At 70.2% G+C, this 24,023-nt stretch carries 21 protein-coding genes and 3 pseudogenes; 7 read left to right on the forward strand and 17 right to left on the reverse strand.

Features of this window, described 5'->3' with window-relative positions; translation table 11 throughout:
* Positions 1–35 precede the first annotated feature (35 nt).
* The gene (locus tag ACWENR_RS11160; RefSeq protein WP_091113578.1) at positions 36–1,226 is read right to left on the reverse strand and encodes an IS110 family RNA-guided transposase; all 1,191 of its coding nucleotides are present in this window, start codon (positions 1,224–1,226) and stop codon (positions 36–38) included.
* 547 nt (positions 1,227–1,773) lie between these two features.
* Here ACWENR_RS11160 and ACWENR_RS11165 point away from each other — a divergent pair.
* Complete coding sequence (locus tag ACWENR_RS11165) at positions 1,774–2,334, forward strand: hypothetical protein (RefSeq protein ID WP_181726474.1); 561 nt, start codon at positions 1,774–1,776, stop codon at positions 2,332–2,334.
* Positions 2,335–2,415: 81 nt separating this feature from the next.
* Here the strand turns inward: ACWENR_RS11165 and ACWENR_RS11170 are convergent, their stop codons facing one another.
* From ACWENR_RS11170 to ACWENR_RS11185, 4 genes are all read right to left on the reverse strand, one after another.
* On the reverse strand, positions 2,416–3,261 hold the full coding sequence (locus ACWENR_RS11170) for a hypothetical protein (RefSeq protein ID WP_091113574.1): 846 nt from the start codon (positions 3,259–3,261) through the stop codon (positions 2,416–2,418).
* Positions 3,258–3,839 (reverse strand): RNA polymerase sigma factor, encoded by a 582-nt coding sequence (locus ACWENR_RS11175; RefSeq protein ID WP_047891452.1) that lies wholly within the window; start codon positions 3,837–3,839, stop codon positions 3,258–3,260. Before ACWENR_RS11175 ends, ACWENR_RS11170 begins: the two co-directional genes overlap by 4 nt.
* A gap of 129 nt (positions 3,840–3,968) precedes the next feature.
* A complete protein-coding gene (locus tag ACWENR_RS11180; RefSeq protein WP_047891453.1) occupies positions 3,969–5,120 on the reverse strand; it encodes a hypothetical protein in 1,152 nt (383 codons plus the stop codon).
* Positions 5,121–5,126: 6 nt separating this feature from the next.
* The gene (locus ACWENR_RS11185) at positions 5,127–5,438 is read right to left on the reverse strand and encodes a hypothetical protein (protein WP_225319462.1); all 312 of its coding nucleotides are present in this window, start codon (positions 5,436–5,438) and stop codon (positions 5,127–5,129) included.
* Positions 5,439–5,499: 61 nt separating this feature from the next.
* On the opposite strand from ACWENR_RS11185, the gene ACWENR_RS11190 reads away from it, so the two are divergent.
* The 3 genes from ACWENR_RS11190 (at position 5,500) to ACWENR_RS11200 (ending at position 9,159) form a co-directional block, all read left to right on the forward strand.
* Positions 5,500–7,848 (forward strand): TOTE conflict system archaeo-eukaryotic primase domain-containing protein, encoded by a 2,349-nt coding sequence (locus ACWENR_RS11190; protein WP_452276872.1) that lies wholly within the window; start codon positions 5,500–5,502, stop codon positions 7,846–7,848.
* Between the two features lie 94 nt (positions 7,849–7,942).
* On the forward strand, positions 7,943–8,509 hold the full coding sequence (locus ACWENR_RS11195) for a hypothetical protein (protein WP_425186812.1): 567 nt from the start codon (positions 7,943–7,945) through the stop codon (positions 8,507–8,509).
* A 2-nt stretch (positions 8,510–8,511) separates the two neighbouring features.
* Entirely contained in the window at positions 8,512–9,159 is a 648-nt protein-coding gene (locus tag ACWENR_RS11200; RefSeq protein ID WP_091113568.1) for a nucleotidyl transferase AbiEii/AbiGii toxin family protein, read from the forward strand.
* A 256-nt stretch (positions 9,160–9,415) separates the two neighbouring features.
* On the opposite strand, the gene ACWENR_RS11205 is transcribed toward ACWENR_RS11200, so the two are convergent.
* Positions 9,416–10,606, reverse strand: a complete 1,191-nt coding sequence (locus ACWENR_RS11205; RefSeq protein ID WP_452276873.1) for an IS110 family transposase — start codon at positions 10,604–10,606, stop codon at positions 9,416–9,418.
* A 546-nt stretch (positions 10,607–11,152) separates the two neighbouring features.
* On the opposite strand from ACWENR_RS11205, the gene ACWENR_RS11210 reads away from it, so the two are divergent.
* Positions 11,153–11,713, forward strand: coding sequence for a hypothetical protein (locus ACWENR_RS11210; protein ID WP_181726473.1), 561 nt, complete (start codon positions 11,153–11,155; stop codon positions 11,711–11,713).
* 299 nt (positions 11,714–12,012) lie between these two features.
* Here the strand turns inward: ACWENR_RS11210 and ACWENR_RS11215 are convergent, their stop codons facing one another.
* The 6 genes from ACWENR_RS11215 to ACWENR_RS11240 form a co-directional block, all read right to left on the reverse strand.
* Positions 12,013–12,537, reverse strand: coding sequence for a DUF5956 family protein (locus tag ACWENR_RS11215; protein WP_141721218.1), 525 nt, complete (start codon positions 12,535–12,537; stop codon positions 12,013–12,015).
* 155 nt (positions 12,538–12,692) lie between these two features.
* The gene (locus ACWENR_RS11220; protein ID WP_091113559.1) at positions 12,693–13,325 is read right to left on the reverse strand and encodes a hypothetical protein; all 633 of its coding nucleotides are present in this window, start codon (positions 13,323–13,325) and stop codon (positions 12,693–12,695) included.
* Entirely contained in the window at positions 13,322–14,596 is a 1,275-nt protein-coding gene (locus tag ACWENR_RS11225; RefSeq protein ID WP_128136114.1) for a hypothetical protein, read from the reverse strand. The genes ACWENR_RS11220 and ACWENR_RS11225 overlap by 4 nt, the downstream gene beginning before the upstream one ends.
* Entirely contained in the window at positions 14,593–15,348 is a 756-nt protein-coding gene (locus ACWENR_RS11230) for an ATP-binding cassette domain-containing protein (protein WP_091113556.1), read from the reverse strand. The genes ACWENR_RS11225 and ACWENR_RS11230 overlap by 4 nt, the downstream gene beginning before the upstream one ends.
* Positions 15,345–16,130 (reverse strand): zf-HC2 domain-containing protein, encoded by a 786-nt coding sequence (locus tag ACWENR_RS11235; RefSeq protein WP_091113552.1) that lies wholly within the window; start codon positions 16,128–16,130, stop codon positions 15,345–15,347. The genes ACWENR_RS11230 and ACWENR_RS11235 overlap by 4 nt, the downstream gene beginning before the upstream one ends.
* Positions 16,127–16,663: an RNA polymerase sigma factor gene (locus tag ACWENR_RS11240; RefSeq protein WP_091113549.1), complete on the reverse strand. Its 537-nt coding sequence runs from the start codon at positions 16,661–16,663 to the stop codon at positions 16,127–16,129. Before ACWENR_RS11240 ends, ACWENR_RS11235 begins: the two co-directional genes overlap by 4 nt.
* Before the next feature lie 285 nt (positions 16,664–16,948).
* Here ACWENR_RS11240 and ACWENR_RS11245 point away from each other — a divergent pair, with 285 nt between their 5' ends.
* Entirely contained in the window at positions 16,949–18,262 is a 1,314-nt protein-coding gene (locus ACWENR_RS11245; protein WP_128136113.1) for a reverse transcriptase family protein, read from the forward strand.
* A 655-nt stretch (positions 18,263–18,917) separates the two neighbouring features.
* Here the strand turns inward: ACWENR_RS11245 and ACWENR_RS11250 are convergent.
* The 5 genes and pseudogenes from ACWENR_RS11250 to ACWENR_RS11270 all read right to left on the reverse strand — a co-directional run.
* Positions 18,918–19,373 carry a SitI3 family protein gene (locus tag ACWENR_RS11250; protein ID WP_452276874.1) on the reverse strand — a complete coding sequence of 152 codons (456 nt, stop codon included), beginning with the start codon at positions 19,371–19,373 and terminating at the stop codon, positions 18,918–18,920.
* A gap of 14 nt (positions 19,374–19,387) precedes the next feature.
* Positions 19,388–19,798, reverse strand: a complete 411-nt coding sequence (locus ACWENR_RS11255; protein WP_452276875.1) for a CdiA C-terminal domain-containing protein — start codon at positions 19,796–19,798, stop codon at positions 19,388–19,390.
* A gap of 185 nt (positions 19,799–19,983) precedes the next feature.
* Positions 19,984–20,512 (reverse strand): annotated as a pseudogene (locus ACWENR_RS11260) (DUF6244 family protein).
* A 188-nt stretch (positions 20,513–20,700) separates the two neighbouring features.
* A pseudogene (locus tag ACWENR_RS11265) lies at positions 20,701–20,973 on the reverse strand (DUF296 domain-containing protein); the annotation flags it as partial.
* A 904-nt stretch (positions 20,974–21,877) separates the two neighbouring features.
* Positions 21,878–22,066 (reverse strand): annotated as a pseudogene (locus ACWENR_RS11270) (hypothetical protein); the annotation flags it as partial.
* A 119-nt stretch (positions 22,067–22,185) separates the two neighbouring features.
* Between ACWENR_RS11270 and ACWENR_RS11275 the strand changes: the two are divergent.
* Positions 22,186–23,694: a carboxylesterase/lipase family protein gene (locus tag ACWENR_RS11275; RefSeq protein ID WP_452276876.1), complete on the forward strand. Its 1,509-nt coding sequence runs from the start codon at positions 22,186–22,188 to the stop codon at positions 23,692–23,694.
* The last annotated feature ends 329 nt before the right edge of the window (positions 23,695–24,023 follow it).

Genomic DNA, 24,023 nt, shown 5'->3' on the forward strand with positions numbered 1-24,023 from the left:
GCGCGTGGGCTCGCGCCGGCGGGGAGCCGATTGGTTCAGGCTGCCGCGCGGATCACCGGTGCCGGTCGAGTGAATGTCTTGCGGTCGCGGATGAGTGCCCAGAGGACGTCGACGCGTCGCCGGGCGAGGGCGAGTATGGCTTGGCGGTGGTTCTTTCCTTCGGCGCGTTTCTTCTCGTAGTAGGCGCGGGAGGTGGGGCATTCTCGGGCGGCGGTGAAAGCGGCCATCCACAGGATGTGTCGCAGTCTTCGGTGGTAGCGGCGGGGCTGACGGTGATTGCCGGAGACCGTTCCGGAGTCGCGGGAGACGGGTGCCAGGCCGGCGTGGGCGGCGAGTTTGGTGGGGCTGTCGTATTCGGTCATGCCGGCGGTGTGGACGAGTAGTTCGGCGGTCAGTAGTGGGCCCATGCCGGGCAGGCTCCCGATGATCGGCGCGAGGGGGTGCTGGTCGAGCTGTTCGGCGATGAGGTCGTCGACGGCGGCGATGCGTTGGTCGATGGCGAGGATCTCGGTGGCCATCTGCCCCACCACCACGGCCGCGGCACGTTGGCCGGGGAGCGTGACGGTCTGCTGGCGGGCGGCGGCCACCATCGCCTCGGCGACCTGGACGGCGTTTTTCACGTGACCGCGTCGGAGTAGGGCGGTGATCCGGTCGACGCCGGCGTGCCGGATTGCGGCCGGGGTCTGCCAACAGGCGAGGACCATCATCGGGGCCTTCCGGTTCAGGTCCACAGCGCGTTCCAGGGCGGGGCTGATGCCGGTGAGGAGTTCCTGCAGCCGGAACAGGGTGGCGACGCGCTGGCCGACGAGGTCGGCGCGGTAGCCGGTGAGCACGCTGAGTTCGGCCAGGAGCCGGTCGGAGGGTTCCAGGATCGGAATGTCGGGGCGCAGGCGGATGGTCTGGGCGATGACGACCGCGTCGCGGGCGTCGGTCTTGTTCTCCCCGGCGAACGCGGCGGCCATGTGGAACGCGACGGTGCCGGAGACGTAACGAACCTGCACCTGCCGCCGCCACAGCAGGGTCAGCAGCAGCGCCGACAGGCCGGTCGTGACGTCGACCGCCCAGCAGACCCCACGGCCGTGCGTTGACACCTCGGCCATCACTGTCAGGAGCGCGGTCTCGTCGTTGGCTACTCGACGGGAGTAGACGAGCCGGCCGTCACCGTCGACAGCGGCGACGTGGTGGTGGGTCTTGCCGATGTCCACGCCGATCCACAGCTTCGCCACCGTCGTGCTCTCCTTCGTCGGTCGGCTTTTTCTCGAATGCGCCTCGTCTGGGGTTCGGGTTTGCCGGCATCTTCTAACGATGCGAACGCAGGTCGCGGATCTCCATCAGCGGTCTACCGAATCTCACAGACGACGAAGCGGCGGGTGGCATCTCCTACCGTGAGCCAAGCGATCTCGACGAAACACACGCAGCCATACCCACCGCTCTCGGGCATCTCCGGGTCTACGGCCGCCAGGGCCGCGCCCGTTCAACCCGGCCCGCCCGCGGAGCGAGAAGTGGGTGGCACCTCGAGGCTCAGCCACGATCACGGCGGAACACACTTCAGCCCTCCCCACCCTCGGACCCCGCGGGCGCGGCAACCCTGAGCCTGCCGCCGTCTCCGGCCGGCACCCCGGACACGATGTGCGGGACCTGCGAGCATCAGCGCTCCACCGAGCGCGGGGCAGGCGTTGGGCATCGTGGCCCACGACGGCTGGTCGCCGGCCGCCGCTCCGCGACCGGCCCGATTGCCACGCCAACCGTCGCCGCAGCGGCTTGAATGGTGGTGTGCAGGTCAGCAAGGACGGGCGGGGCTGGTGCGTCGGCACTGCCGCCGACGTGGGCTGGATCGCCGGGCACACCACTGCCGGCGTCTCGATCACCACCGCCATCCCGCCGATCTTCGACGCCTACGCCACCACGTACCAGACCGACGACGTCACCGCCACCGCCTACGAGCACGCCCTGATCGAGGACCTCACCACGCATACCCCCGACCAGCCGTGGTGGCTCGCCTACCTCGACACCGGCGCCCACGACGTCGTCTTCCCCCACGCCCCGAGGGTGTGCCTCTACTGGAACTGGCCGTACGTGCTGGTCCAGGCCGGCCCCGAACAGGCCCTCACCTGGCGGACCGGTGGTCATATCCGCCGCCCGCACGGCGCGCTGCCGGACATGTTCTTCCCCGCCGACCTGTCATGGCTGGTCTCCGCTCTCTGGGACGACACCTGGACCTGCGTCGGCGGCCCGGCACCACTGATCCACACCCTGGAACATGACCCGGTGGCCAGTGCCCGCCAGGTCCGACCTGGCGAGGACGCGCTGCCACCGGGGCTGACCCGCGAGTGACGACCCACGCCCCACGCCCCGGGCAGCGGGCAGCGGGCAGCGGGCAGCGGGCAGCGGGCAGCGGGCAGCCTCCGATCATGGCTAACGCCCCCACGTCTCGGCGGGACGGCAGTCGCTGGTCGGTTTGCCGTAGATCCGCTTCCCGTCCGGGTCCGCGTAGCAGTGCTCGAGTTGGTCTTCGGCCTGGAACAGCGGACGCCTGTCGATCTCCGTCCCGCGGGCGTCGTAGCTGACCAGTTCAGGGTCGTTGCCGGCCTTGAGTCGGGCGTCGTTGGTCATCAGGCCGAACGCGCCTTCGGACAGTCGTGCTGTGGTGGTGTGGCCGTCGCCGTGGTCGAGTACGAGCCGGTGGACGCGGCTGCTGGCCCGGCCGCTGACGCTGACGTCCCCGCCGTCGTGCTCGGTGGAGGTCAGCAGCAGCCGCTGCACCGGCCCGGGCAGCAGGTCACCGTGCGGCCACGGCTCAGTGGCGCCCCCGCCGGACTCCCGGGCTGTTCCCGCCCCGTCCACGTCGCAGGTGGCGTAGCCGACGTCGTTCATGAACAACACCAGCGCACGGTCACCTCGCTCCGTGGCCACCGCCAGGTCAGCCAGGGCCACCGGAACGGGTCGCTCCCCTGGTGCCTGGCGGGTCTGTCGTTGCGGGGAGTTCCACTGCAGGCACCGCTCCGCCGCGTCCCGCAGCGTCGGCGACAGCTCACCGGCCCCCATGGCCAGCACCTGCATGGTCGAGCGCTCCGGCCGGTCCCACACCACCGCCGCGGCACCGGAAGCCACGGCCAGCAGCACCGCCGCAGCAATGGCGATCCGCAGTCGTGGAATACGCGGCGGAGGCGGGCTCACGAAGCCGAGGATCCGGGCCCGCATCGCGTGTGCCGCATCCGGCGGCAGGTCCCGCTCCGCCGGCAGGTCGAGAATGTCGTTCACTGTTCCCCCTCCTGGATCTCCTGCGGCATCAGACGGGCCAGGCGGCTGCGCGCACGACTCACCCTCGACCGCACCGCCACCTCGCTGATGCCCAACACGGCTGCCGCGTCCGGGTACGACACGCCGGACCACAGGCACAACGCCACCGCCTCCCGCTCGGCAGGCGGCAATCCGCGGACCACCGAGAGGACCTCGGTCATCCGCCTTTCGTCGTCGAGCCGAGCGGAAACCTCGTCTGCGAGGTCACCATCGGCGTACCGCTCACCCGGTAGACGCCGTAGCAGCGCCAGCCACCGGCGCGCGGACCGCCACTCCGAGCGGACCGTGTTGGTGGCGACGACCAGCAGCCACGGCAGCGCCGAACCGTCCACCAGGCGGGCGTCGTGCCGGCGGCGCCACGCGACGAGGAACGTCGCCTGAGTGACGTCCTCAGCCGTCGACCACGACCCGGTCAGCCGGAACGCGTGGTTGTAGACCGGGCGGGAGTATCGGTCGAAGAGCCGACCGAACGCCGCCTCGTCGCCGGCGGTGATCGAGGACCACAGTTCCTCGTCCGGCGGCCATACTTGATGCCTCACACCACACTATGGCCGCCCACGCCGACCTTGTTGCAGGCCGACGGTCGACGTCTGAGGTCGTGGCGCCGGCGCGAGAGCCGCAGCGCGTGAAGGCGATGGTGGCCAGCTCACCGGGCGGCGGACCAGGCGTCAGGTGTCGAGGCCTGCGAGGTTGAGGCGTTCGAGCAGGCTGGGCTTGCGGGCGTGCGCCGCCCGCAGCTCGGCCAGCCGGTGTTGGAACGATGCGCTGTCTCCGTCGCGTTCGCCGAGGTCGCGCAGGTCGACGAGGAGTTGTACGGCGGTGTCGTACTCGCGGGGCTTCTTTGTGGCGATGAGTTCGTTGACCCGTTGCCAGGCGGTGGGTTGGTCGACTGCGAGGGTGTCGAGGTGCCGTTGCCGGGCTGCTGCGGCGGAGCGTTCCCGGCGGACCCGGTCGTGTTCGCGCAACTCGGCATCCCGTCGTTCCCGCACGGCACGCAGGTCCGCAGCGGCTGCGAGCAGTTGACCGGCAGTACGGACGGCCGTCGGCGTGGACGCGTCGACGGGATGCGCGTCGCGGTAGCGGCGCAGCAGTCGGTTGCGCAGGTGGCTTTCGCCGCTGGTGATTAGGTCGGTCAGGATGGCGTCCTTGTCCCGGGCGTGTAGCCCGACGACCCACTTCCGTAGTTGTGCGGCGGTCGGTTCGCCGGAGGCGGCCGGCGACGACCCAGCCGCCGCGGCCGCGATCAGGTCGGGGTCGATGCGCAGGAACTCGGCGACGGCGGTGAGCGGCGCGTCGAGGGTGTCCAGCTTGGCGGGGACGGGCGGTTCGGGCTCGTCGTCGGCGATCTCGGCGGACTGTACGCAGCGCAGCCAGGCGAGGTAGAGCAGGCGCAGGTCGCCGGCAGAGAGGTCGGCCCGGACCGGGATGATGGAGGTGAGCAGGCCGTGGCCGTCGAGGTCCCACTCGTCGGCGCCGTCCTCGTCCTCGTCGTGCAGGTCGATGATGACGTGCGTGCCGGCCGTCCAGGCGGATGCGCTGTCACCTTGGCAGTACTGGGCGACCGTGGCGGGGTCGAGCACTTGTTTCGGTAGCCGGAGCATGAGCTGGCGGGTGCCCCAGTTCGCCAGGTACAGGTGCGCGTCGAAGTACCGTTCCATCAGCTTGCGAGGGTCGCCCTTGAAGTCGCCCCACTCGTAGGTGTTGACGAAGCTGGTGGCGGTGATGTCGGCCCGGGTGGACAGCGACCGCAGCTCGGCCCGCTCCCGGCCGGTGAGGGGACGGTCGACGGCGGTGAATTCGTAGTACTGGTACTCGCTCACCGTGGCCTACCTCCCGGCCCAGTGCCGGTAGGCGTCGATCCACGCGGCACCGTCCGGCATAGGGGTGGGTAGCGGAAGGTCGAGAAGACCGACACGTTGCCGGTGGCGGCCTCGGGCGCAGACCGCGACGATGCTGTCCGCGGCCAGCTCGATCTTGCCTATGGTGACCTCGACGCCGAGGACGGTGGTGGTGAACGGCACCGCCAGATGCTCCTCGATCATGGCGAACAGGCCGGCACGCTCGTCCTCGTGACCGTCCGTGTCGACGGTGGCTTCCTCGATCATCGCCTCCAACGCGGCGGTCCCCTTCGATGCCATCGGCGGAGGATAGCGGACCGGTGTCGAGGTGTTCGGAGCCTGATACGCGAGGATGGTCGGCATGGGTTCGGTAGCCGAGTTCGTCGATCTTCGGCGGGAGGTGGAGCGGGTACGGGCGGAGAACGCCCGGCTGGCGCGTCTGCTGGAGTTGCGCGGCCAGGACACGTCTGCGGCGCCGGAGCAGTTGTCCGCGCCGATGGAGCCGCCAGGGCTGGTCACCATGGCTTCGCCGACCCGGGACAAGCTGACGTTGTTCGCCGACCGGTTCCGGGCCCGGGCCGACGTGTACGCCGTGCGGTGGGACAACGCCCGTACCGGCGCTGCCGGCTGGATGCCCGCGGTCGCGGGCGGTTGGCGTAAGGGTATGGACCGGCGGGGTGCCACCTACCTGCCCCGCACGACGGAGGTCGTCGCGGCGCATCTGGTCGGCGACGTGTTCATGGGCCTGTATCCGCTGATGCCCGGCAACACCTGCCACTTCGTCGTGGCCGACTTCGACGGGCCGACGGCGGTGCTCGACGCCCTCGCGTACGTGAAGGCGGCACGGGCCAGCGCGGTGCCCGCCGCGTTGGAGATCTCCCAGTCGGGCCGCGGAGCCCACGTGTGGGTCTTCTTCACCGGCGCTGTTCCCGCGGCCACCGCGCGGGCCGTCGGCACGGTCCTGTTGCGTGAGGCGATGGTGCTGCGCGGGTCGATGGACCTGCGGTCGTACGACCGTCTCTTCCCCAACCAGGACGTGCTGCCCGAGGGTGGCTTCGGCAACCTCATCGCCGCGCCGCTACAGGGTCGCCGCCGCAAGGACGGACTGACCACCTTCCTCGACCTCGGCACCCTTGAGCCGCACGCCGACCAGTGGGCGTTCCTGTCAACGCTGGATCGGCTCAGCCCCGGCGAAGCCGAACACGTCGCCCGGCAGGCCAAACACGCCCTCACCGGCGCGGACGTCGCTACGATGAGCCGGTCCACCGCGACCCAGGTCCACCCTCCGCTCCCTGCGGTGGTCCACGCGGAGGCCGGTGCCGGGCTGAGCATCGACGCCAGGCAGCTCACGCCCGCCGCGCTGGCAACGTTCAAGCACGCCGCCGCCATGACCAACCCGAAATTCTACGAGCTGCAGCGGCTACGTAAGTCCACCTGGGACACCCCACGCTTCATCCAGGGCTACGACCTCACCCTCGATGATCGCCTGATCCTTCCGCGGGGCCTGCGGCACACCATCGCCACGATCGTCGAGCGCGCCGGGTCGCGGCTGGCCGTCACGGACGCACGAAACTCCGGGACCGAGATCGACACCGCGTTCACCGCCGAACTCACCAGCAGGCAAGCCAACGCGGTCGGCGCTCTGCTCGCCCACGACGACGGGATCCTGGTCGCTCCACCCGGCTCCGGCAAGACCGTCATGGCCTGCGCCGTGATCGCCGAACGCAGCACCTCCACCCTGGTTCTCGTCGACCGCAAAGCCCTAGCCGACCAGTGGCGCACCCGCGTCGAGCAGTTCCTCAGCATCAAGCCCGGTCAACTCGGTGGCGGCCGACGCAAGCTCACCGGCACCGTGGACATCGCGCTGCTGCCCTCCCTCGCCCGGCGCGACGACGTCGCCACCCTGACCCAGGGGTACGGGCACGTCATCGTCGACGAATGCCACCACCTCGGCGCCGCCGCGTACGAGCACTCGGTCAAACGGATCGCTGCGCAGTTCTGGCTCGGCCTCACCGCCACCCCCACCCGACGCGACGGCCTCGGCCAACTCGTCACCTGGCAACTCGGACCCGTCCGCCACACCCTGACCGACGAGGAACAAGGCACCCTCGCGGCCGCGATGCACACCGACGCCGGACCCCGTCGAGCGCTGTTCATCCACGAGACCACATTCCAACCCGGCGACGTCGACCTGGACGCGCCCGGCGCGCTCGCCGAGGTGCACCGAAGGCTGGCCCTCGACGAGCCCCGCAACACCCAGATCGCCGACGACGTCGCCGCGGCCCTGACCCGCGGTCGCAACTGTCTCGTGCTGACCCGCCGGGTCGCCCAGGTCGAGGCACTCACTGCCCTACTCGCCGCACGCGGACATCAGGCGCTTGTGCTCCAAGGCGCGATGAGCACCCGCGAACGGCGGGCCATCGTTGACCGGCTCGACGGCGCCAAGGCCGGCGACGGCCTCCTTGTCGTCGGCACCACACCGTTCATCGGTGAAGGCTTCGACGCCCCTGCCCTCGACACCCTCTTCCTCGCCGGCCCGATCTCCTACGACGGCCTACTCGTCCAATGCGCCGGCCGCGTTATCCGCGCCGCGCCCGGCAAGGACCTCGCCGAGGTCCACGACTACCACGACCCGGCCACACCAATCCTCGCCGCCTCACTCCCACGCCGCATGCCCGGATACCGGGCCCTCGGCTTCACCAGAACATGAGCGCATCAATCGCGATCATCATGACTGGTCCGCCAGCTACAGAGCTACGACGTAAGCCAAGCGCGCTGGGCCTAGCCTGGTAGGCTAACGGGCCATGGGCCGGTTCTCCGAGGATGAGCTGCAGGCGGTTGTCTCCCGGTATGAGGCGACGCGGGCCGCCGCGCTGACCGAGCGGGACGAGCAGCTGCGGGCGTTCCACGCGGCCGGATGGCGGCCGGTGGACCTGCAGCGGGTCACCGGATACAGCCGGGAGACGATCCGCCAGGCGCTACGACCGGAAGTCCGGCGGGCGACCAACATCAACCGGCGCAGGACATCACCCCAGCCGCCAGCGGACTACCGGCCCTACGGCGACCGGAAGCCCTACGTGGTGGCCGCGACTCTCGCCGATCTGCATGGCCCGACCGCGGGCACGGTGACGCTTCCGCGTCATCTCGACTGGTCCGGGCACGCCGAGTACGACCTCAACCGGCCCGCACGCCTGGCCAGCATGTACAAGGTGGTCCTCACCGAAGCCAGTACCGTCGAGGATCTGAACACCTGGCTCGACGCCGACCTCCTCCGGCAGCTCTGGCCCACCCTCTGGCTGCCGCCCCAGCTTCGCCAGCGCTGGGAGGACGCCTTCCCCGAACTCGCCGCGACCCGCAGCAACGCGGCATAGCGGTGGACCCGTTCCACGAACGCCTCGCCCGTACCGGGCTCGCGGCGGCCGACCGATACGGCTTCGCCTTGGCCGGCGGCTACGCGGTCCAGGCCGCCGGGCTCGTCGAGCGGCCCAGCGAGGATGTCGACCTGTTCACCGCCTGGGACCGCCGCGACGAGTTCACCGCCGCGGTTACCGCTGTCGTGCGCGCCTACCGAGACGACGGCCTCACCGTCGAGACCGAACGGCAGTACGACACGTTCGCCCGGCTGGCCGTCACCGACGGCGTACGGACCTCCAAGGTCGAACTCGGCGTGGACTGGCGCGCCAACGAACCGATCCTCATGGCGATCGGACCGGTCCTCCACCCTGACGACGCGGTAGCGAACAAGATGAGCGCCCTCTACGGACGAGCGTTCGCCCGAGACTTCATCGACATCGACGCCACCCTCCGATCCGGCCGCTACACCCGCGACGCCCTCCTCGCTCTCGCGCAGCGCGCCGACCGTGGCTTCGACCCGCGCATCTTCGCCGACGCCCTCGGACAAGCCACCCAGCTCGACCCTGATGACTTTGCCCAGTACGGCGTCACCGGCCCAGCGCTGGACAAGCTCCGAAGCCGATTCGCGGAGTGGCGCCGCGAACTGCTCGACGACGAGGAACGATGACTCGGCCCCGACTCGCGGCTACGTCAAGCCGGCACCCGCAGGACCCACAACGTTCCAGATGATCTTCGGCAAGCGATCGCAGCGAGCCCGCGAAGCGACCGGCACGCAACGAGGAAGGCAGGAGAAACGCAGGTCGTCGGCCTGTGGACACCGGCAGACCGTCGGGTTAGGAGTCTCCATGTGACTTCGGTTGATCTTGATAGGCAGGGTGGATCGGCCGACGCGAGGGGCTCGAGCCGACGGAGAGCGGGCCGCTTCAGGCTGCGGTGCGGACGGTTACTGCCGGTCGACTGAAGGTCTTACGGTCGCGGAAGAGTGCCCAGAGAACGTCGACGCGTCGTCGGGCGAGGGCGAGTATGGCTTGCCGGTGGTTCTTTCCTTCGGCACGTTTCTTCTCATAGTAGGCGCGGGAGATAGGGCATTCTCTGGCGGCGGTGAACGCGGCCATCCACAGAATGTGCCGCAGTCTCTGGTGGTAGCGGCGGGGCTGCCGATGGTTCCCGGAAACCGTGCCGGAGTCGCGGGAAACAGGCGCCAGGCCGGCATGTGCCGCGAGTTTGGTGGGGCTGTCGTACTCGGTCATGCCAGCGGTGTGGACGAGTAGTTCGGCAGTCAGCAGGGGACCCATGCCGGGCAGGCTCCCGATGATCGGTGCGAGGGGGTGCTGGTCGAGTTGTTCGGCGATGAGGTCGTCGAGGGCGGCGATGCGTTGTTCGAGGGCGAGGATCTCGGTGGCCATCTGCCCGACGACCACGGCGGCGGCGCGTTGGCCGGGCAGGTTCACGGTCTGCTGCCGGGCGGCGGCCACCATCGCCTCGGCGACCTGCACGGCGTTCTTCACGTGCCCACGACGGAGCAGGGCGGTGATCCGATCGACGCCGGCGTGCCGGATCGCCGCCGGTGTCTGCCAGCACGCCAGGACCATCATCGGCGCCTTCCGGTTCAGGTTCACGGCCCGTTCGAGGGCGGGGCTGATGCCGGTGAGGAGTTCCTGCAACCGGAACAGGGTCGCGACGCGCTGCCCGACGAGGTCCGCGCGGTAGCCCGTCAGCACGGTCAGCTCGGCCAGGAGCCGGTCGGAGGGTTCCAGGATCGGGATGTCGGGGCGCATGCGGATGGTCTGGGCGATGACGACCGCGTCGCGGGCGTCGGTCTTGTTCTCGCCGGCGAACGCAGCGGCCATGTGGAACGCAACGGTGCCGGAGACATAGCGAACCTGAACCTGCCGCCGCCACAGCAGGGTCAGCAGCAGCGCGGACAGGCCGGTGGTGACGTCGACCGCCCAGCAGACCGGTCGGCCGTGTGTCGACACCTCGGCCATGACCGTCAGCAGGGCGGTCTCGTCGTTGGCGACCCGGCGGGAGTAGACCAGCCGGCCGTCACTGTCGACGGCGGCGACGTGGTGGTGGGTCTTGCCGATGTCCACGCCGATCCACAACTTCGCCACCCTCGTGCTCCCCTTCATCGGTCAGTCTTGGCGAATGGTCCTGGTCTGCGGGTTCGGACTTGCCGGCACCTTCTCACGAGGCGAACCCAGGTCGCGGATCTCCATCAGCGGTCTACCGAATCTCGCAGACGACGAAGCGGCGGGTGGCATCTCCTACCGTGAGCCAAGCGATCTCGACGAAACACACGCAGCCATACCCACCGCCTCCTGGCATCAGGGCCTACGGCCCGCGGGGCCGGGCCCGTTCAACCAACCGGCCCGCGGAGCGAGAAGTGGGTGGCACCTCGAGGCTCAGCCACGATCACGGCGGAACACACTTCAGCCATCCCCACCCCCTGGCTCCGCGGGCGCGGCAACCCTGAGCCTGCTGCCGTCGCCGGTCGGCATCCCGGACACGATGTGCGGGACCCTGCGCAGCATCAGCGCTCCACCGCGCGCAGGGCACGCGTACGGCATGGTGGCCCACGACGGCGGGTTCGCCGGCCGCCGTTCCGCGACCGGCCTGATTCCCACGCCAACCGTCGCGGCAGCGGCTTGAATAGCGATGTGCAGGTCAACAAGGACGGACGGGACTGGCGCGTCGGCGCCGCCGCCGACGTGAGCTGGATCGCCGGGCACACCACTGCCGGCGTCTCGATCACCACCGCCATCCCGCCGGTCTTCGACGCCTACGCCACCACGTACCAAACCGACCAGGTCACCGCCGCCGCCTACGAGCACGCCCTGATCGAGGATCTCACCACGCACACTCCTGACCTGCCGTGGTGGTTGGCCTACCTCGACACCGGCGCCCACGACGTCGTCTTTTCCCACGCCCCGAGGGTGTTCCTCTACTGGAACTGGCCGTACGTGCTGGTCGAGGCCGGCCCCGAGCAAGCCCTCACCTGGCGCACCGGTGGACACATCCGCCACCCTCACGGAGCGCTACCCGACCTGTTCTTCCCCGCCGACCGGTCATGGCTGGTCCCCGCGCTCTGGGACGACACCTGGACCTGCATCGGCGGCCCCGCACCACTGATCCACACCATCGCAAGCGACTCCCTGACCAACGCCCGCCAGGTCCGACCCGACGAAGACGCGCTGCCACCCGGGCTGACCCGCGAGTGACCGAACGCCCCACCTCATCGACATGAGCTACGCCTACCGCCCTCCCTATTCCGGCCCGGCCAGGATCGGACGGGCGACGAGTCGGGTGAGCCTGGCGCGCAGCCCTTCGGTTTCCTCGACGAATTGCCGACGCCGACGCAGATGTATTTGACGGGCGTCCGGTGAACGACGACGAGGAATCGCCGGTGAGCGGGCTGGCGGCGACCTTGGTTACGCTCGCTGTCATGAGTCTGACCAGGACCGCGGTGGAAGTGTCGGTCGGCGGGCAGAATCGCAGGTACCGCCGTGCCCACGGATCCTCAGGCAGTCATTTCTCGCAGCACGTTCCGGGTGAGCCGTACGTATTCCGGGCTGCACGCCCCGTCGATGCCGGCGGTATCAGCGCGCCGGCCGAGTTCGGCGAGGAAGTCGTCGACCGAGGTGAACCCGGGCGGCGGCTTCAGCAGCCATAGCCGACCCCGAGGCCGGCCGGTGATGCCCGCGTCGGCCAGCAGGGCATCGTTGTCGTTCTCGACCTCGTTGCGGGACTCCCAGCTCGACCGCACGGTCCGCTCCCGCAGCACCTCGTACGTCTTCGGGTCCAGCTCAGTCCAGGTCTCGTAGCGGCTTGCCCGGTCCGGCACCCAGGTGCGCAGCTGCGGGGGCCACACCGCGGGAAGGAAGACCAGCATCGGAGCATCGGGGGCCAACTGCCAGCCCCGCGCGGTCAGTTCGCGTACCTCCGGCAGCTGCTCCGGTGTCAAGCCATCCGCGTCCGTGTCGGCGGCCCTGGCCACAGCGGGATCAGGCGGCTGGTCGATGCCCCAGGCGTATCCGGTGTCCATTTTCGCAGCGTACGGCCGTGCCTGCGCCACCACGGCCGACGTCCGATGAGGCCAGTTCCGTAACGGCGGCGGGCAGCCTTCGTACGGCGGCGAGAACCTCGGTGGTCATGTCCTGGCGGCTCAGACTCCGTGCTGACGCAAGGCGGGGCCCCCGATCAGCGACTTGGACGGTGGCGGCGGCCAGCCGAGGCACGGGACCCTCGGTGCAGGTATGCGGCGACACCGATGACGAAGATCGTGGCAGCGGCGAGCCAGGACGTTGTGGAGGTTGAGGGTTGAATCGGCCAGGCCCACGCAGCAACGGCGGTGCCGGTCTGACGCGGAGCGGCGGCGTAGACGGCGCACACGTAGACGAAGGCGGGCAGCCACGCCAGCCGCGCGCCGAGCAGCACCGCCCCGCCGGCGACCAGTCCGACGCAACCGAGAGCATTACGTACCAGCGCATGTGCACCGTACGTGTCGGGTGCCCGCAGTCCGGCAAGGCTGAGCACCGTGGCGGTGACGAAGGCGGCGACGAGTAGGTGACCGGCTCGCCAGGCCCGCCACGGCAGGGGTGTGCTGCGTTCGAGGTCCTCGTCGGCGCCGGCGAGGGTGGGGCCGAGCAGGAGTGCGGCCAGCAGCGGTGCGAGTGCGACCACGGGGACGCGGGCGGCGGGCCCGTCGAAGTAGGGCCGGCTGGCGAGCCATGTTCCGGCGGCCCAGGCGAGCAGCGCGATGACGCCGACATCGACCACGAACGTGGTCGCGCCGCGGGAGCGCAGATGAAGCGTGAGCAGGCGGCTGGTCACGGCTGCTCGCCGAGGCGAATCAGCGCCGGGATGTCGCATCGGTGGGCGGCGTCGAGGTAGGCGGCGAACCAGGAACGCTGCGCCGGCTCCGGCAGTGCGCGGAGCACGGTGAGGGGCACGTCGTCCGGGGTGGCTGCCTCGTCGAGCATCCAGTCGGTGGCCAGGGTGTCGGTCCGGTACACCCGCATGTCGATGTTGCGTGTCCCGGAGGGGTCCTCGCATCTGGTCCGGGTCACCTGCCGGAAGTCCGCCCGCAGGTTCTTGCGGCTGGCCAGGCCGCCCAGGGCGGTGGACTGGTAGTCGAGGTTGAGCCAGACCGTGCCGTCGTCCCGTTCGATGGACTGACCGGCCGGCTGCGCGGCCTGGTCGGCTGCCCGCCGGGGTGCTCCGGGTATCCCGTCGAGACGTCCCAGGATCGGCTGCACGACTGTGGCGACGTCGTCGATCAGGAACGCGTTGATCCGGGAGAGGCACATCTGCGGGCCGCTGCTCGTGCACACTAGCTCGACCGCGGCCGGGTCGGCCGGGAGGCGGTGGGTGCCCGGGCCGGTGGTGATCGGCACGGCGACGGCGACGGCGAGTCCGCCGGCCAGCAGGGCTGCTCGCTGCTGCCGTGCGGCGGCGGCGAGCAGCAGGACCGTCAGGGCCACCAGCCAGGCTGCCTGCAACGCGGTGATCCGGCCGGGGACGCGCGAGTACACCGCCCAGCCGCCGTAGACGGGCGAGAGCCACGCGCCGGGCGTGCCGTCCCAGTAGGTGATGATGGCCAGGCCCAGGTAGGTGGCGAGGCCGGCGATCGGGGCCGCCACCCGAAGCGGTACGAGCCGCCCGACGAGGACGCCAATCGCGGCGGCGGCGGCCAGGGCGAGGACACCGACGGTCAACGTCCACCACCAGCCTCCGCCGGCGTAGGTCGCGACCCGGGCGACCAGCACCGCCGCCCCGGCGAACGCGACCAGCAGCCCGGCGACACCGGCCACGGTGACGGCGAACCAGGCCATCACCAGTGGTTGCCAGCCCGGGCGGGGGGTGGAGGCGATCAGCTCGTCGATGTCGCGCCGTCGTTCCCTGCCGGACTGCCACGCCCCGGCAGCGATCATGAGAGCGCACAGGATCAGCAGCGACACCCGCAGGTAGTTGGCAAGGCCCGCCCACCGGCCGGCCCAGTCGTCCGGGTGCACGGCCAGCATCCACACTCCGGCACCGAACATCGCCACCGCAGCAAGTGGTGCAGTACCCCGGCGTAGCTCCACCCTCAGCGCGCGCCTCACCGCGGTGCCGTCCGCGCGCCACGCAGCACCGCCGTGTAGCCCCGTTCAATCGGGGAGTCGCCGCTGTCGCCGTCCCCACCGGCGGCGATGAGCTCATCGGGGAGGCCGGTGAAGACCAGCCGTCCCCTGTCGACCAGGTTGACCCGGGTGCACGCCGCCACGACGTCCTCGACCAGGTGCGTGCTGACCAGGACCACGGCATCCAGGCCCAGCTCCCGCAGCAGCGCCCGGAACTGCACCCGCTGCTCCGGGTCCAGACCGGCGGTCGGCTCGTCCAACAGCAGCAGCCGAGGGTCGTTCACGATGGCCTGGGCGATGCCAGCGCGGCGCAGCATCCCGCCGGAGAGGTGCTTCATCCGGTCGTCGGCGCGCTCCAGCAGACCGACCCGCTCGATCACCCGGTCCACCGCCAGTGGAATCCGCGCCGGCGGCATCTCCTTGAGCCAGGCGAAGTACTCAACGAACTCCCGCACGGTGAAGCGCGGGTAGAACCCGAATGCCTGCGGCAGGTAACCCAACTGGCGGCGCGCCTGCCGCAACGCCGATGGGTCGCCGAGGTGGTGGCCCAGCAGCCGCACCTCGCCTCGATCGGGGCGCAGGACCGTGGCCAGGACCCGCATCAGGGTGGTCTTCCCGGCGCCGTTCGGGCCGAGCAACCCGTGCACCCCCACACCGAGATCGAGGTCCAGGTCGTCGAGGACGATCCGCTTGCCGTAGCTGACCCGCAGGCCGTCGACGCTCACCGTCGTCATGCCGGTTGCCTTCCCACGCGTTCCCGACGCACGTACACCACCGCCGCGGCCGCCGCGGTGACGCCCAGCCAGCCCGGGCCGGCCGACACCAGGACCGCCAGACCGCCGACCGGCGGCGCCAGCACCACCACCGCCCACGCCCCCGCCACCACCAGCGCGGCGTACGCGGGCTCGACCAACGAGCCGAGCGCCAACGTCAGTGCGGTCAACGCGACACAGGGAAGCAGCCACCACCCCGGCGTACCGATACCCGTCACCGCGCCGGCCAGGACCGCGACGGGCGCGGCGACCGCGAGGACCGCCAGCGTGCGCCACAGCACGATCCGCAGGCCGCCCTGCGGTGTCCCCGCGATCAGCTCATGCAGCGGATCCGTTCGCGGCCCGTACGACAGGGCCGTACCGACAGCGGGCAGTGCCGGCGCGATCAGCAGGAGCAACCACGGCGGAACCACCGTCGGGCTGACCGCCAACCCCGCGGTGAGCACCCCGGTGACCGCCACCGACAGCAACCACGCCGCCCGCGCTGCGGGCCCCGCACCCACCAACACCCTGATCCGCCGCCACCCGGTCGCCCGTCGCACCCGCCCCTGCCGCGGCAACCGGCCGCCCAGCGACACCGCGACCGCCTCCACCACAGAAGCCGTCGACGCGTCCGAGGCGATGCTCGTCCGGCAGGCCGCACAGCGGTCGAGGTGCGCCTCCACCGACCACGCGTCCACGTCAGCGAGACGTCCCTCGACGTACGCCGCCAGCACCCCGGCGTCAACGTGAAACCCGGTCATGACAGGGCCGCCCTCAACTCGCGGCGCGCCCGCATCGCCCGGGTCTTCACCGTGCCCTCCGGCACACCCAGCAACACCGCGGCCTCCCGCACCGTCAGACCGTCCAGCACCGTCGCCTGCAACACCGCCCGCAACTCCGGAGCCAGCCGATGCAGCGCACGCTCCAACTCGGCGTCGTACGCGCCCGCCAAGACCTCGTCCTCCGCCGACGGAGACCACGCCAACACGTCGTCGCCCGGCACCCCCACACTCTGCGGACGGGCCAACGCGCGACGCCGCGCGTCGATCAACCGACCGGCGGCCACCGACCACAGCCAGCCCACCGCCGCACCGTCCCCGCGGTAGCCGGCCGCGGCCCGCCACACCGTCAGGAACGTCTCCTGCACCACCTCCCGGACCAACTCCGGATCCCGGCACCGGCGGCGCAGACGCAGCACCAACCACGGCGCGTTACGCGCATACAGCACGTCGAACGCCCCACGGTCACCCTTCCCGACGAGACGCAACAGCTCCTCGTCGTCCACGTCCATCACGCAAGGTTAGGACGCATCACCCGGCGAAACGGTTCTCTCCACCGCGCCACACCCATCGCGGACACCCATGACGGTCTGCGTTCTCTACGCTGCTCCCATGGCAGCGTGTCCCGAGCTGACCAGGCCGCTCCCCCACGCGGGGTCCGGTCACGGTCTCTCCGGGGCAACCCCGGGGACGCGACACTCACCTCGGCAGCACACCACAGGTGCGTCGGCACGCTCCGCGAGCCTGTGCACCCGCACGACCGGGCATCGTCGGGACACGCTGCCACCATCGGCCCGATCGTGACCACCAATCACGCCCTGGCCACCGCGCTCGCCGACGCGTTCCTCGCCGGCAAGGGCTGGCGCCGTGCCGATCTCGTCGACCAGGGTGGGCTCGTCCTCGGCGTGCGACGCCGCTGGCTGTGGCCGGTCGCCGACGCGGTGCTGGCCGCCTACCCACGCCCACCCACCGACCGGCCACGCGAGCTCGCCACGTTCCTGAGCACCCTCGACCCGCTGCGCGCGGCAGTCGCCGCCGCCCGCCAGCACCAGCGGCCGATCGTCCTCCACACGCGCCCAGTGACGCCGACCCGCACCGTCCGCCGTCCCTGGCACAATCCGGTCATCGACACGGTCGGCGACCTGGCCGCGACGCTCGACCTGAGCATTGAGTACCTCGACTGGTACGCCGACCGACGCGCCATGAACCGACGCGCCACCGCCCACCGGCTGCACCACTACCACTACCGCTGGACCGCGGGTGGCCGGCTCATCGAGGCACCGAAGTCCCGGCTGCGCGCCCTGCAACGCCGGCTCCTCACCGAGGTCCTCGGCCCCATCCCGGTCCACCCCGCCGCCCACGGCTTCGTACCCGGCCGCTCCGCCCACACCTTCGCCGCCGCCCACACCGCACAGCCGGTCGTCGTCCGGATCGACCTGCTCGCCTTCTTCACCCACATCCCCGCCACCCGCGCCTACGGACTGTTCCGCACCGCCGGCTACCCCGAACCCGTCGCCCACACCCTCACCGGACTCTGCACCACCCGCACCCCGAACCCCGTCCTGCGCCGCGCACCCACCGACCTACCGGAGCGGGCGGCGCGGCTCGCCGCGCTGCGCACCGGTCACCTGCCCCAAGGCGCGCCCACCTCACCCGCGCTGGCGAACCTGTGTGCCTACCGACTCGACCGACGCCTCACCGGCCTCGCCGACGCCTTCGAGATCACCTACACCCGCTACGCCGACGACCTCGCCTTCTCCGGCGACCTCACCACCCGCCGCATCCACGACCTGATCGCCGCCGTCACCCACATCGCCCGCGACGAGGGCTTCGAAGTCCACACAGGTAAGACCCGTGTCCGTGGCCGAGCCGACCGGCAACTCCTCGCCGGACTCGTCGTCAACCACCACCCCGCCACACCACGCGACGACTACGACCGGCTCCGCGCCATCCTCCACAACGCCGCCCGCACCGGCCTCGCCGCGCAGAACAGGACCGGCCACCCCGACTTCGCCCAATACCTCATCGGGCGAGTTGCCTGGGTCGGTCATCACCACCCGGCACGCGCAGCCAAACTCACCGCGCTACTGGCCCAGGCACTCGCGGCACCGTAGACTGACGCGGCGCGGCAACTTCGCGAGATTTGGCAAGGACGCGTCGAACCGACCGAGGCAGGACCTGAGCAGGACTTACGCCTATTCTGCTGATCTTCAGCAAGCGAGCACAGCAAGGACCGCGTGCGACCCATTAATATGCAAGAAGAATAGGAACCGGCAGGTAGTCAGCCTCCGGGTACAGATAGAGCGTCGTCTTAGGAAACCGTTGCTCTATCCCCTGAGCTACGGGGGCGCGAGGGCCTAGTCTAGCGACCTGCAGGTTCACTTGAGGTGGCAGGGAGTGGCCCACGTTCACCCACGTTCCCCGGACCCGTGTCGTCGCAGCCCAGGAGCACACCCCGAGCATACGAACCCCGGGTTGCGACCGGCGGTCGGCCACGGTGACCCGCGTTGGCACCGGTTCACCCGGGTTGGTATCCGCTGAAGAGCACACACCGCGCACATCATCGAAGATCTCGTGGGGCTACCCGCTTTCCCGGCTGGGCGTCACCTCCCACAGGGGGCCGGCCACGTCGCCATCGGCCCTGCTGCGGCCCGGTCTTCGTTGTCGCGAATCAGGTCCACCGGGTCGAGGAAGACGACGTCGATGTCACGCACGGACGGCGGGTCGAAGCCGCGCCGTCCGTCAGCGAGTCGCCCACGCGCGGCTGGCTCATGGGGTGATGAGGTCGTCTATGCCGTAGTGGCTCCACCAGGTAGGCCGGTGTCTGCGGAGTTTGCCCCCGACGCGGGTCAGCAGGAGCCAGTTGCCGTTCTGGACCAGCGCCGCGTCCTCCTGTCGGGCGGCCAACACCCGGGCCACGGCCTTCATCATGTTCGGGATCCCCTTGCCGACCAGGTCGTCTGCCCGCATGGAGAAGTCGATGTCGACGTACGTCTCCGGCTCCCACTCCCAGCGGGCACCGTCGTCGGCCTCGGCATCGAAATAGCCCTGGCTCCCTGAGGAGACGGTCAGCGCGTACCCGCGGGTGTCGTAGAGGCGAGCACTGAACAGCCGCGGGTTGGTGCCGCTCGGCCTAGGCTTCTCGGCGGGTTCGGCTGCCACGAGATCAGCCATCTGGTCCAGGGGCAGGTCACCCGCCAGCGTCAACCTGAACTCGACAGCCATCTCTGCGCCTCTCCTCAGTCTCGACGGATGATCTGCACGATCGCGCCACTCGGCGTTACCGCGACGAGTTCTTTCAGCCTCTCGACGGGCCAGGTGTCGAACTGTGTCCGCAGGGCCGCGAGGTCTCCGTGCCAGTCGTGCAGGTTCAGCACCACGCGTTGGGTCTGCTCCTTGTCGACCTTGGCGCGGACCTCGCTCCAGACGCCCCGCACCGGCTTACCGAGAGTGGGCGAATAGCAGTCGAACACGTGACCTTCGATCAGGTAATCCGGGTCTTTGTTCGGGTTGCCCGAGTCGCCGGTACGGAGCCGGGCGTCGGCGATCTCCTGCCTGGTGGGGTTCTGGTGGACCCGGTAGCTCTTGCTGGCGACTATATCGGCGCATTCGTTCTCGAGCTCCAACGGACGCCGCCCTTCGTCGTCCAACCGGGGTGGAATTCTGGTTTTCGGACCGGTCGGCGTCCCGCCTGGGACACCGGTTGGCTGTCTGGTCCAGGGCGTGCCGTGGCCGTGGTCAGCGGATGTGGCGTCGCCGGCGGCATGAGGTGTCGACGGCGGGTCACCGTGCTCGGAAGGGTTAGGGCTGGCCGGTGGATGACCGCCAGCCCCTGTCAGTTTCCCGACGACCCCAACTGCCGGGCCTGCGCGATCGCCGCTTCGACGGCCTGCCGGGCCCCGCCGGTGCGCTGAACGACCAGCACCAGGACCTGCTTGATGCTGTCCAGGGCCTGCAGCAGCGGCCCGGGCTGCCCGCCCTGCAGGACCATGGCGACGAGTTGCTGCGCCTCACCGACTCCGGTGATGGCCCCGGTCGCCGCGTCACGAGCGGCGTCCACGGCGCTCTGCACGGGCGCCAGCCCGGCGATCGTCTCCTGCGGGGTGGCCTCGTTCGGCACCGCCGCGGTGGCCTTCGTCGCCTCGCCGATCGAACCGGCGAGACTTCCCAGGCCGCCCTGGACGCTCGTGATCGCGTTGCGCACCCGCGCCACACCCTTCCGCCACGGCGACGAAGCCCGCGCCTGCGGCCCGCAACGCCACCTCCTGCGCCCGACTATCGGCGGCGGCTGCCAACCCCTGCGCCCGTTCGACCCCGGCCATCAACGCGCGGAGCTCACCGGTGATCTTCTCGACCTGCGACACCTGGCCGGCATCCCCAATCGACGGTAATGAAAGTGCTTGATGCTGAACCTACCGGGCTACTCGCGAGGCCACCAGACACCGGCGAGGCGGTCGGCACCGCAGACAGCCACCGCGATGCGAACAAGTCGCTTGAGCGGCTTCCGATCCAGATTCCACCTCTCGTGGCAGGCGTGGATACCACTGGCCTCTCAGGTGTCGCCGATCCGCAACAGCGGCACGTCGTAGAGGTTCGCCTCGGGGATACGACGCATGACGGGCGCAACGACCTCGATGATCAGCATCATCTCGGTAAGGAACTGAATCGTCGCGGCGAGCAGGTGACTGGTGTAGCCGGTCGCGCTGTGCTCCTTGAGTCCGACGCTGACGTGGATGTGTGGCGCGATCCGGTCGTGGGCGTCGTCGTAGGCGATAGTGCCGCCACCGAGCGCTTCAACGTTGGTCAGGTGCACTCGGTCCCAGACTGAAGTGACCCCCTGAGACCGGACACCTCCTGACTTGGCATCCTGCCGAGGAGGAGGAAACCGCTGTGGCTCGACAGAGCAAATACCCCGAGGTCGGGGGCGGTCGCGGTCGGTGCGGCCTTGCGGACCCGTTCGCTCTACCCGGTCTTCCAGTAGGCCACCTACCCGTGCAGCAGACCCGGCCGGGGCCGGTGACCGTGCGTGGGCAAGTCGGCTCGAAGGCACGAAGCCAATCAGACCGAGGGTCACACGCACGGCCGCCAGACCACAGCCCAGCACGATCAGGCTGCGACAGCGATCCTCACGGTCAGCCCAGGATCGCTCGGATGACCGCGGCGTTCCCGTCCAGTTCCAGCAGGTGCACGACCCACCCTCCCGGCTTGGGCTCGGCTCCGGGCTGGTCGCATCCGACTCGCCCGCCGCCGTCGGCGTGGATCGCCACACTGCACCCGGGGCCCGCCATGAAGCCGCCACCGCCGCCCCTGCCATTGGCGTCGGTCAGTCGCACCCTGACACCGCCATCCTCCACGGAGGACGACACCGTCCACCTGCCGAGTGGGAATTCGACCGAACCGGAGAAGGACACCTTGCAGTCGCCGTCGGCACACGCCGGGTACTTGGTGCCGCCCCCGCTCGGCGCCGCTTTGGGCTCCTGTGCCGCTTCGGCCTTCCGTGACTCGTCCGCGGTGGGGGAGGAAGACGCGGAAGTTTCGGCGTCACGGGGACTTTCGGGGGAAGCAGCGCGGGAGGCGGTCGCGGTAGCGGTGGTGTCCGGGCTCGACCACGTGGCATCGGAGGACGATTCCGCCTTGGAGTTGCAGCCGGCTACGGCCAGGACGAGCAGTAACGCCCCGATTGCTGTGTGTTTGGCGGAGGAAACTCGGCAATGCTGCATGCGCGGAGCCTAGTGGCCCGACTCTGCCGGAGCCCTGGCTGATGTAGCGCTTGAGGCTGCGCATGATCTCGCGTTTGGTGCGGCCCTCGCTGATGCGGCGGTGACGTAGTCGCGGGTTCGCGATTCGTGGCCCATCCGGACCAGCGCGACGGTGTAGAGCGCTCGGTTCAGGCGCCGGTCGCCGCCATGGTTGAGCCGGTAGCGGGTGGTATTGCCTGAGGAGGCCGTCGCGGCGGCCTGCCGGGTGTAGGTAGCTACACCCCCCTTGGGCGGAGAACCTCATCCCGATCAGGGCTCTCGGATGACAGCGTGGTCGCATGCGAATCCTGACGACCATCGTCATCGCCGTCGCGTTGCTGGCGATGCCTGCGCCTGCGGCCGCCGATCCCGGCAAGGTGCGCACCGACGCCGGCTGGATGTCCGGCACCGTGCGCCGTGACCACCGGCTCTTCCAGGGCATTCCCTACGCCGCCGCACCCGTCGGCGAGCTGCGCTGGCGCTCGCCGCAACCTGTCGAGCCGTGGGCAGGCGTCCGCGACGCGACGCGACCCGGCAACCGGTGCGCTCAGACAGCTGACAGCTGGGGCCTGCCAGCCAGCGACAGCGAGGACTGCCTCTACCTCAACGTGACCGCGCCGCGTGGCGCCTCACCTCGCAATCTCAAGCCGGTGCTTGTCTGGCTGCACGGCGGCAGCCTGACGAAGGGCGCCGGCAGCGACTACGACGCCGCCCGCCTCGCCGCTCGCGGCGACATCGTCGTGGTGACCGTCAACTACCGGCTGGGAATCTTCGGCTTCTTCGGCCACCCCGGTCTGCCCGACAGCGGGGCGTTCGGCGTGCAGGACCAGCAGGCGGCGCTGCGCTGGGTACGACGCAACGCGACCGCGTTCGGCGGTGATCCCGGCAACGTCACGCTCGCTGGTGAGTCAGCGGGCTCGCACTCGGTCTGCGCCCAACTCGCCGCCCCGGCCTCGGCCGGCCTGTTCCACCGCGCGATCACCCAGAGCTCCCCGTGCTGGAGCCAGGGCGACCTGCCGGCAGTCCTCGGCGTGCCGCTCTGGGTTCCCGCCTCGGCTCATGAGGGACACGGGCAGTTCATCGCCGAGCAGGTCTCCTGCCCCGATGTCGCCTGCCTGCGGAGCAAGACAACTCTGGAACTTCTCGCGCAGCCCGCACTGCCTCTTCCCGGCTACGGCAACGCCGTGCTGCCGGAAGACCCGGCAAAGGTGTTCGCCGAGGGACGCTTCCACCGGGTGCCGATCCTGTCGGGCATCACCCGGGACGAGGGCACCATGTTCGCGTCGATGGTGTTTCCCAAGCTCACCGCCGCACAGTACGTCGATGGCCTTACCCAGATCTTCGGGGAGCGGGCGCCGGCTGTCCTGGCCGCCTATCCGCCCGGCGACGTGCCCACCCAGACCGCTGCCGCCGTGCTGAGCGACCTCGACTGGGCGAGGTCGGCGCGGGACACCGACCGGTTGTTGGCCAGGCACGTCCCGGTCTATTCCTACGAGTTCCTCGACCGGACCGCACCGCAGCTGTTCCCGTTCCCCGACGATCAGGTGGAGCCCCTGGCATCGCACGGCTCGGAACTGCCGTTCCTCTTCGACCCGTCGTGGGAGTCCGCCCCGCTCACCCAGAAGCAGCGTCGACTCGGCGACCTGATGATCGGCTACTGGGCGCGGTTCGCGGCCACGGGCAACCCCAACGGCCACGGCCTACCGGCGTGGCGGCAGCACCCGTACGTCCAGGGCCTGGACCTCGACCGGGTGGGCCACTTCGACCGGAGTGCCGCGCACCGGCTGCCCTTCTGGGACGGCATCTGAGTCTCGGGGAGCGACGCGTCGGGCGGTTGTCGACCGAGCTGGCGGTGCGTGACCGGGCGCAACTGGTCACCGTCGCCTACGAGAAGGGCCTGGTCGGGCCGGGCGGCCTGCGCTGAGCGAATCGCTCCGCCGAAACCCGTCCCTCGGGTGCTGTCGGTCAGGGCTGGCCGAAGTACTCGACGTACTGCGGCTCACGGTAGCCCGGCAGCGCCCGGAGCAGGGTCCGGGCCTCGGCCTCCAGGGCCGACGCGGCGGCCAGCCGGCCGGCAGCGGCTGCACGGCGAAGAACGCGACGGCCAGGGCGGCGGTGGTGCCCACCCGCAGCCAGC

This window comes from Micromonospora sp. NPDC004336, from assembly GCF_053602615.1.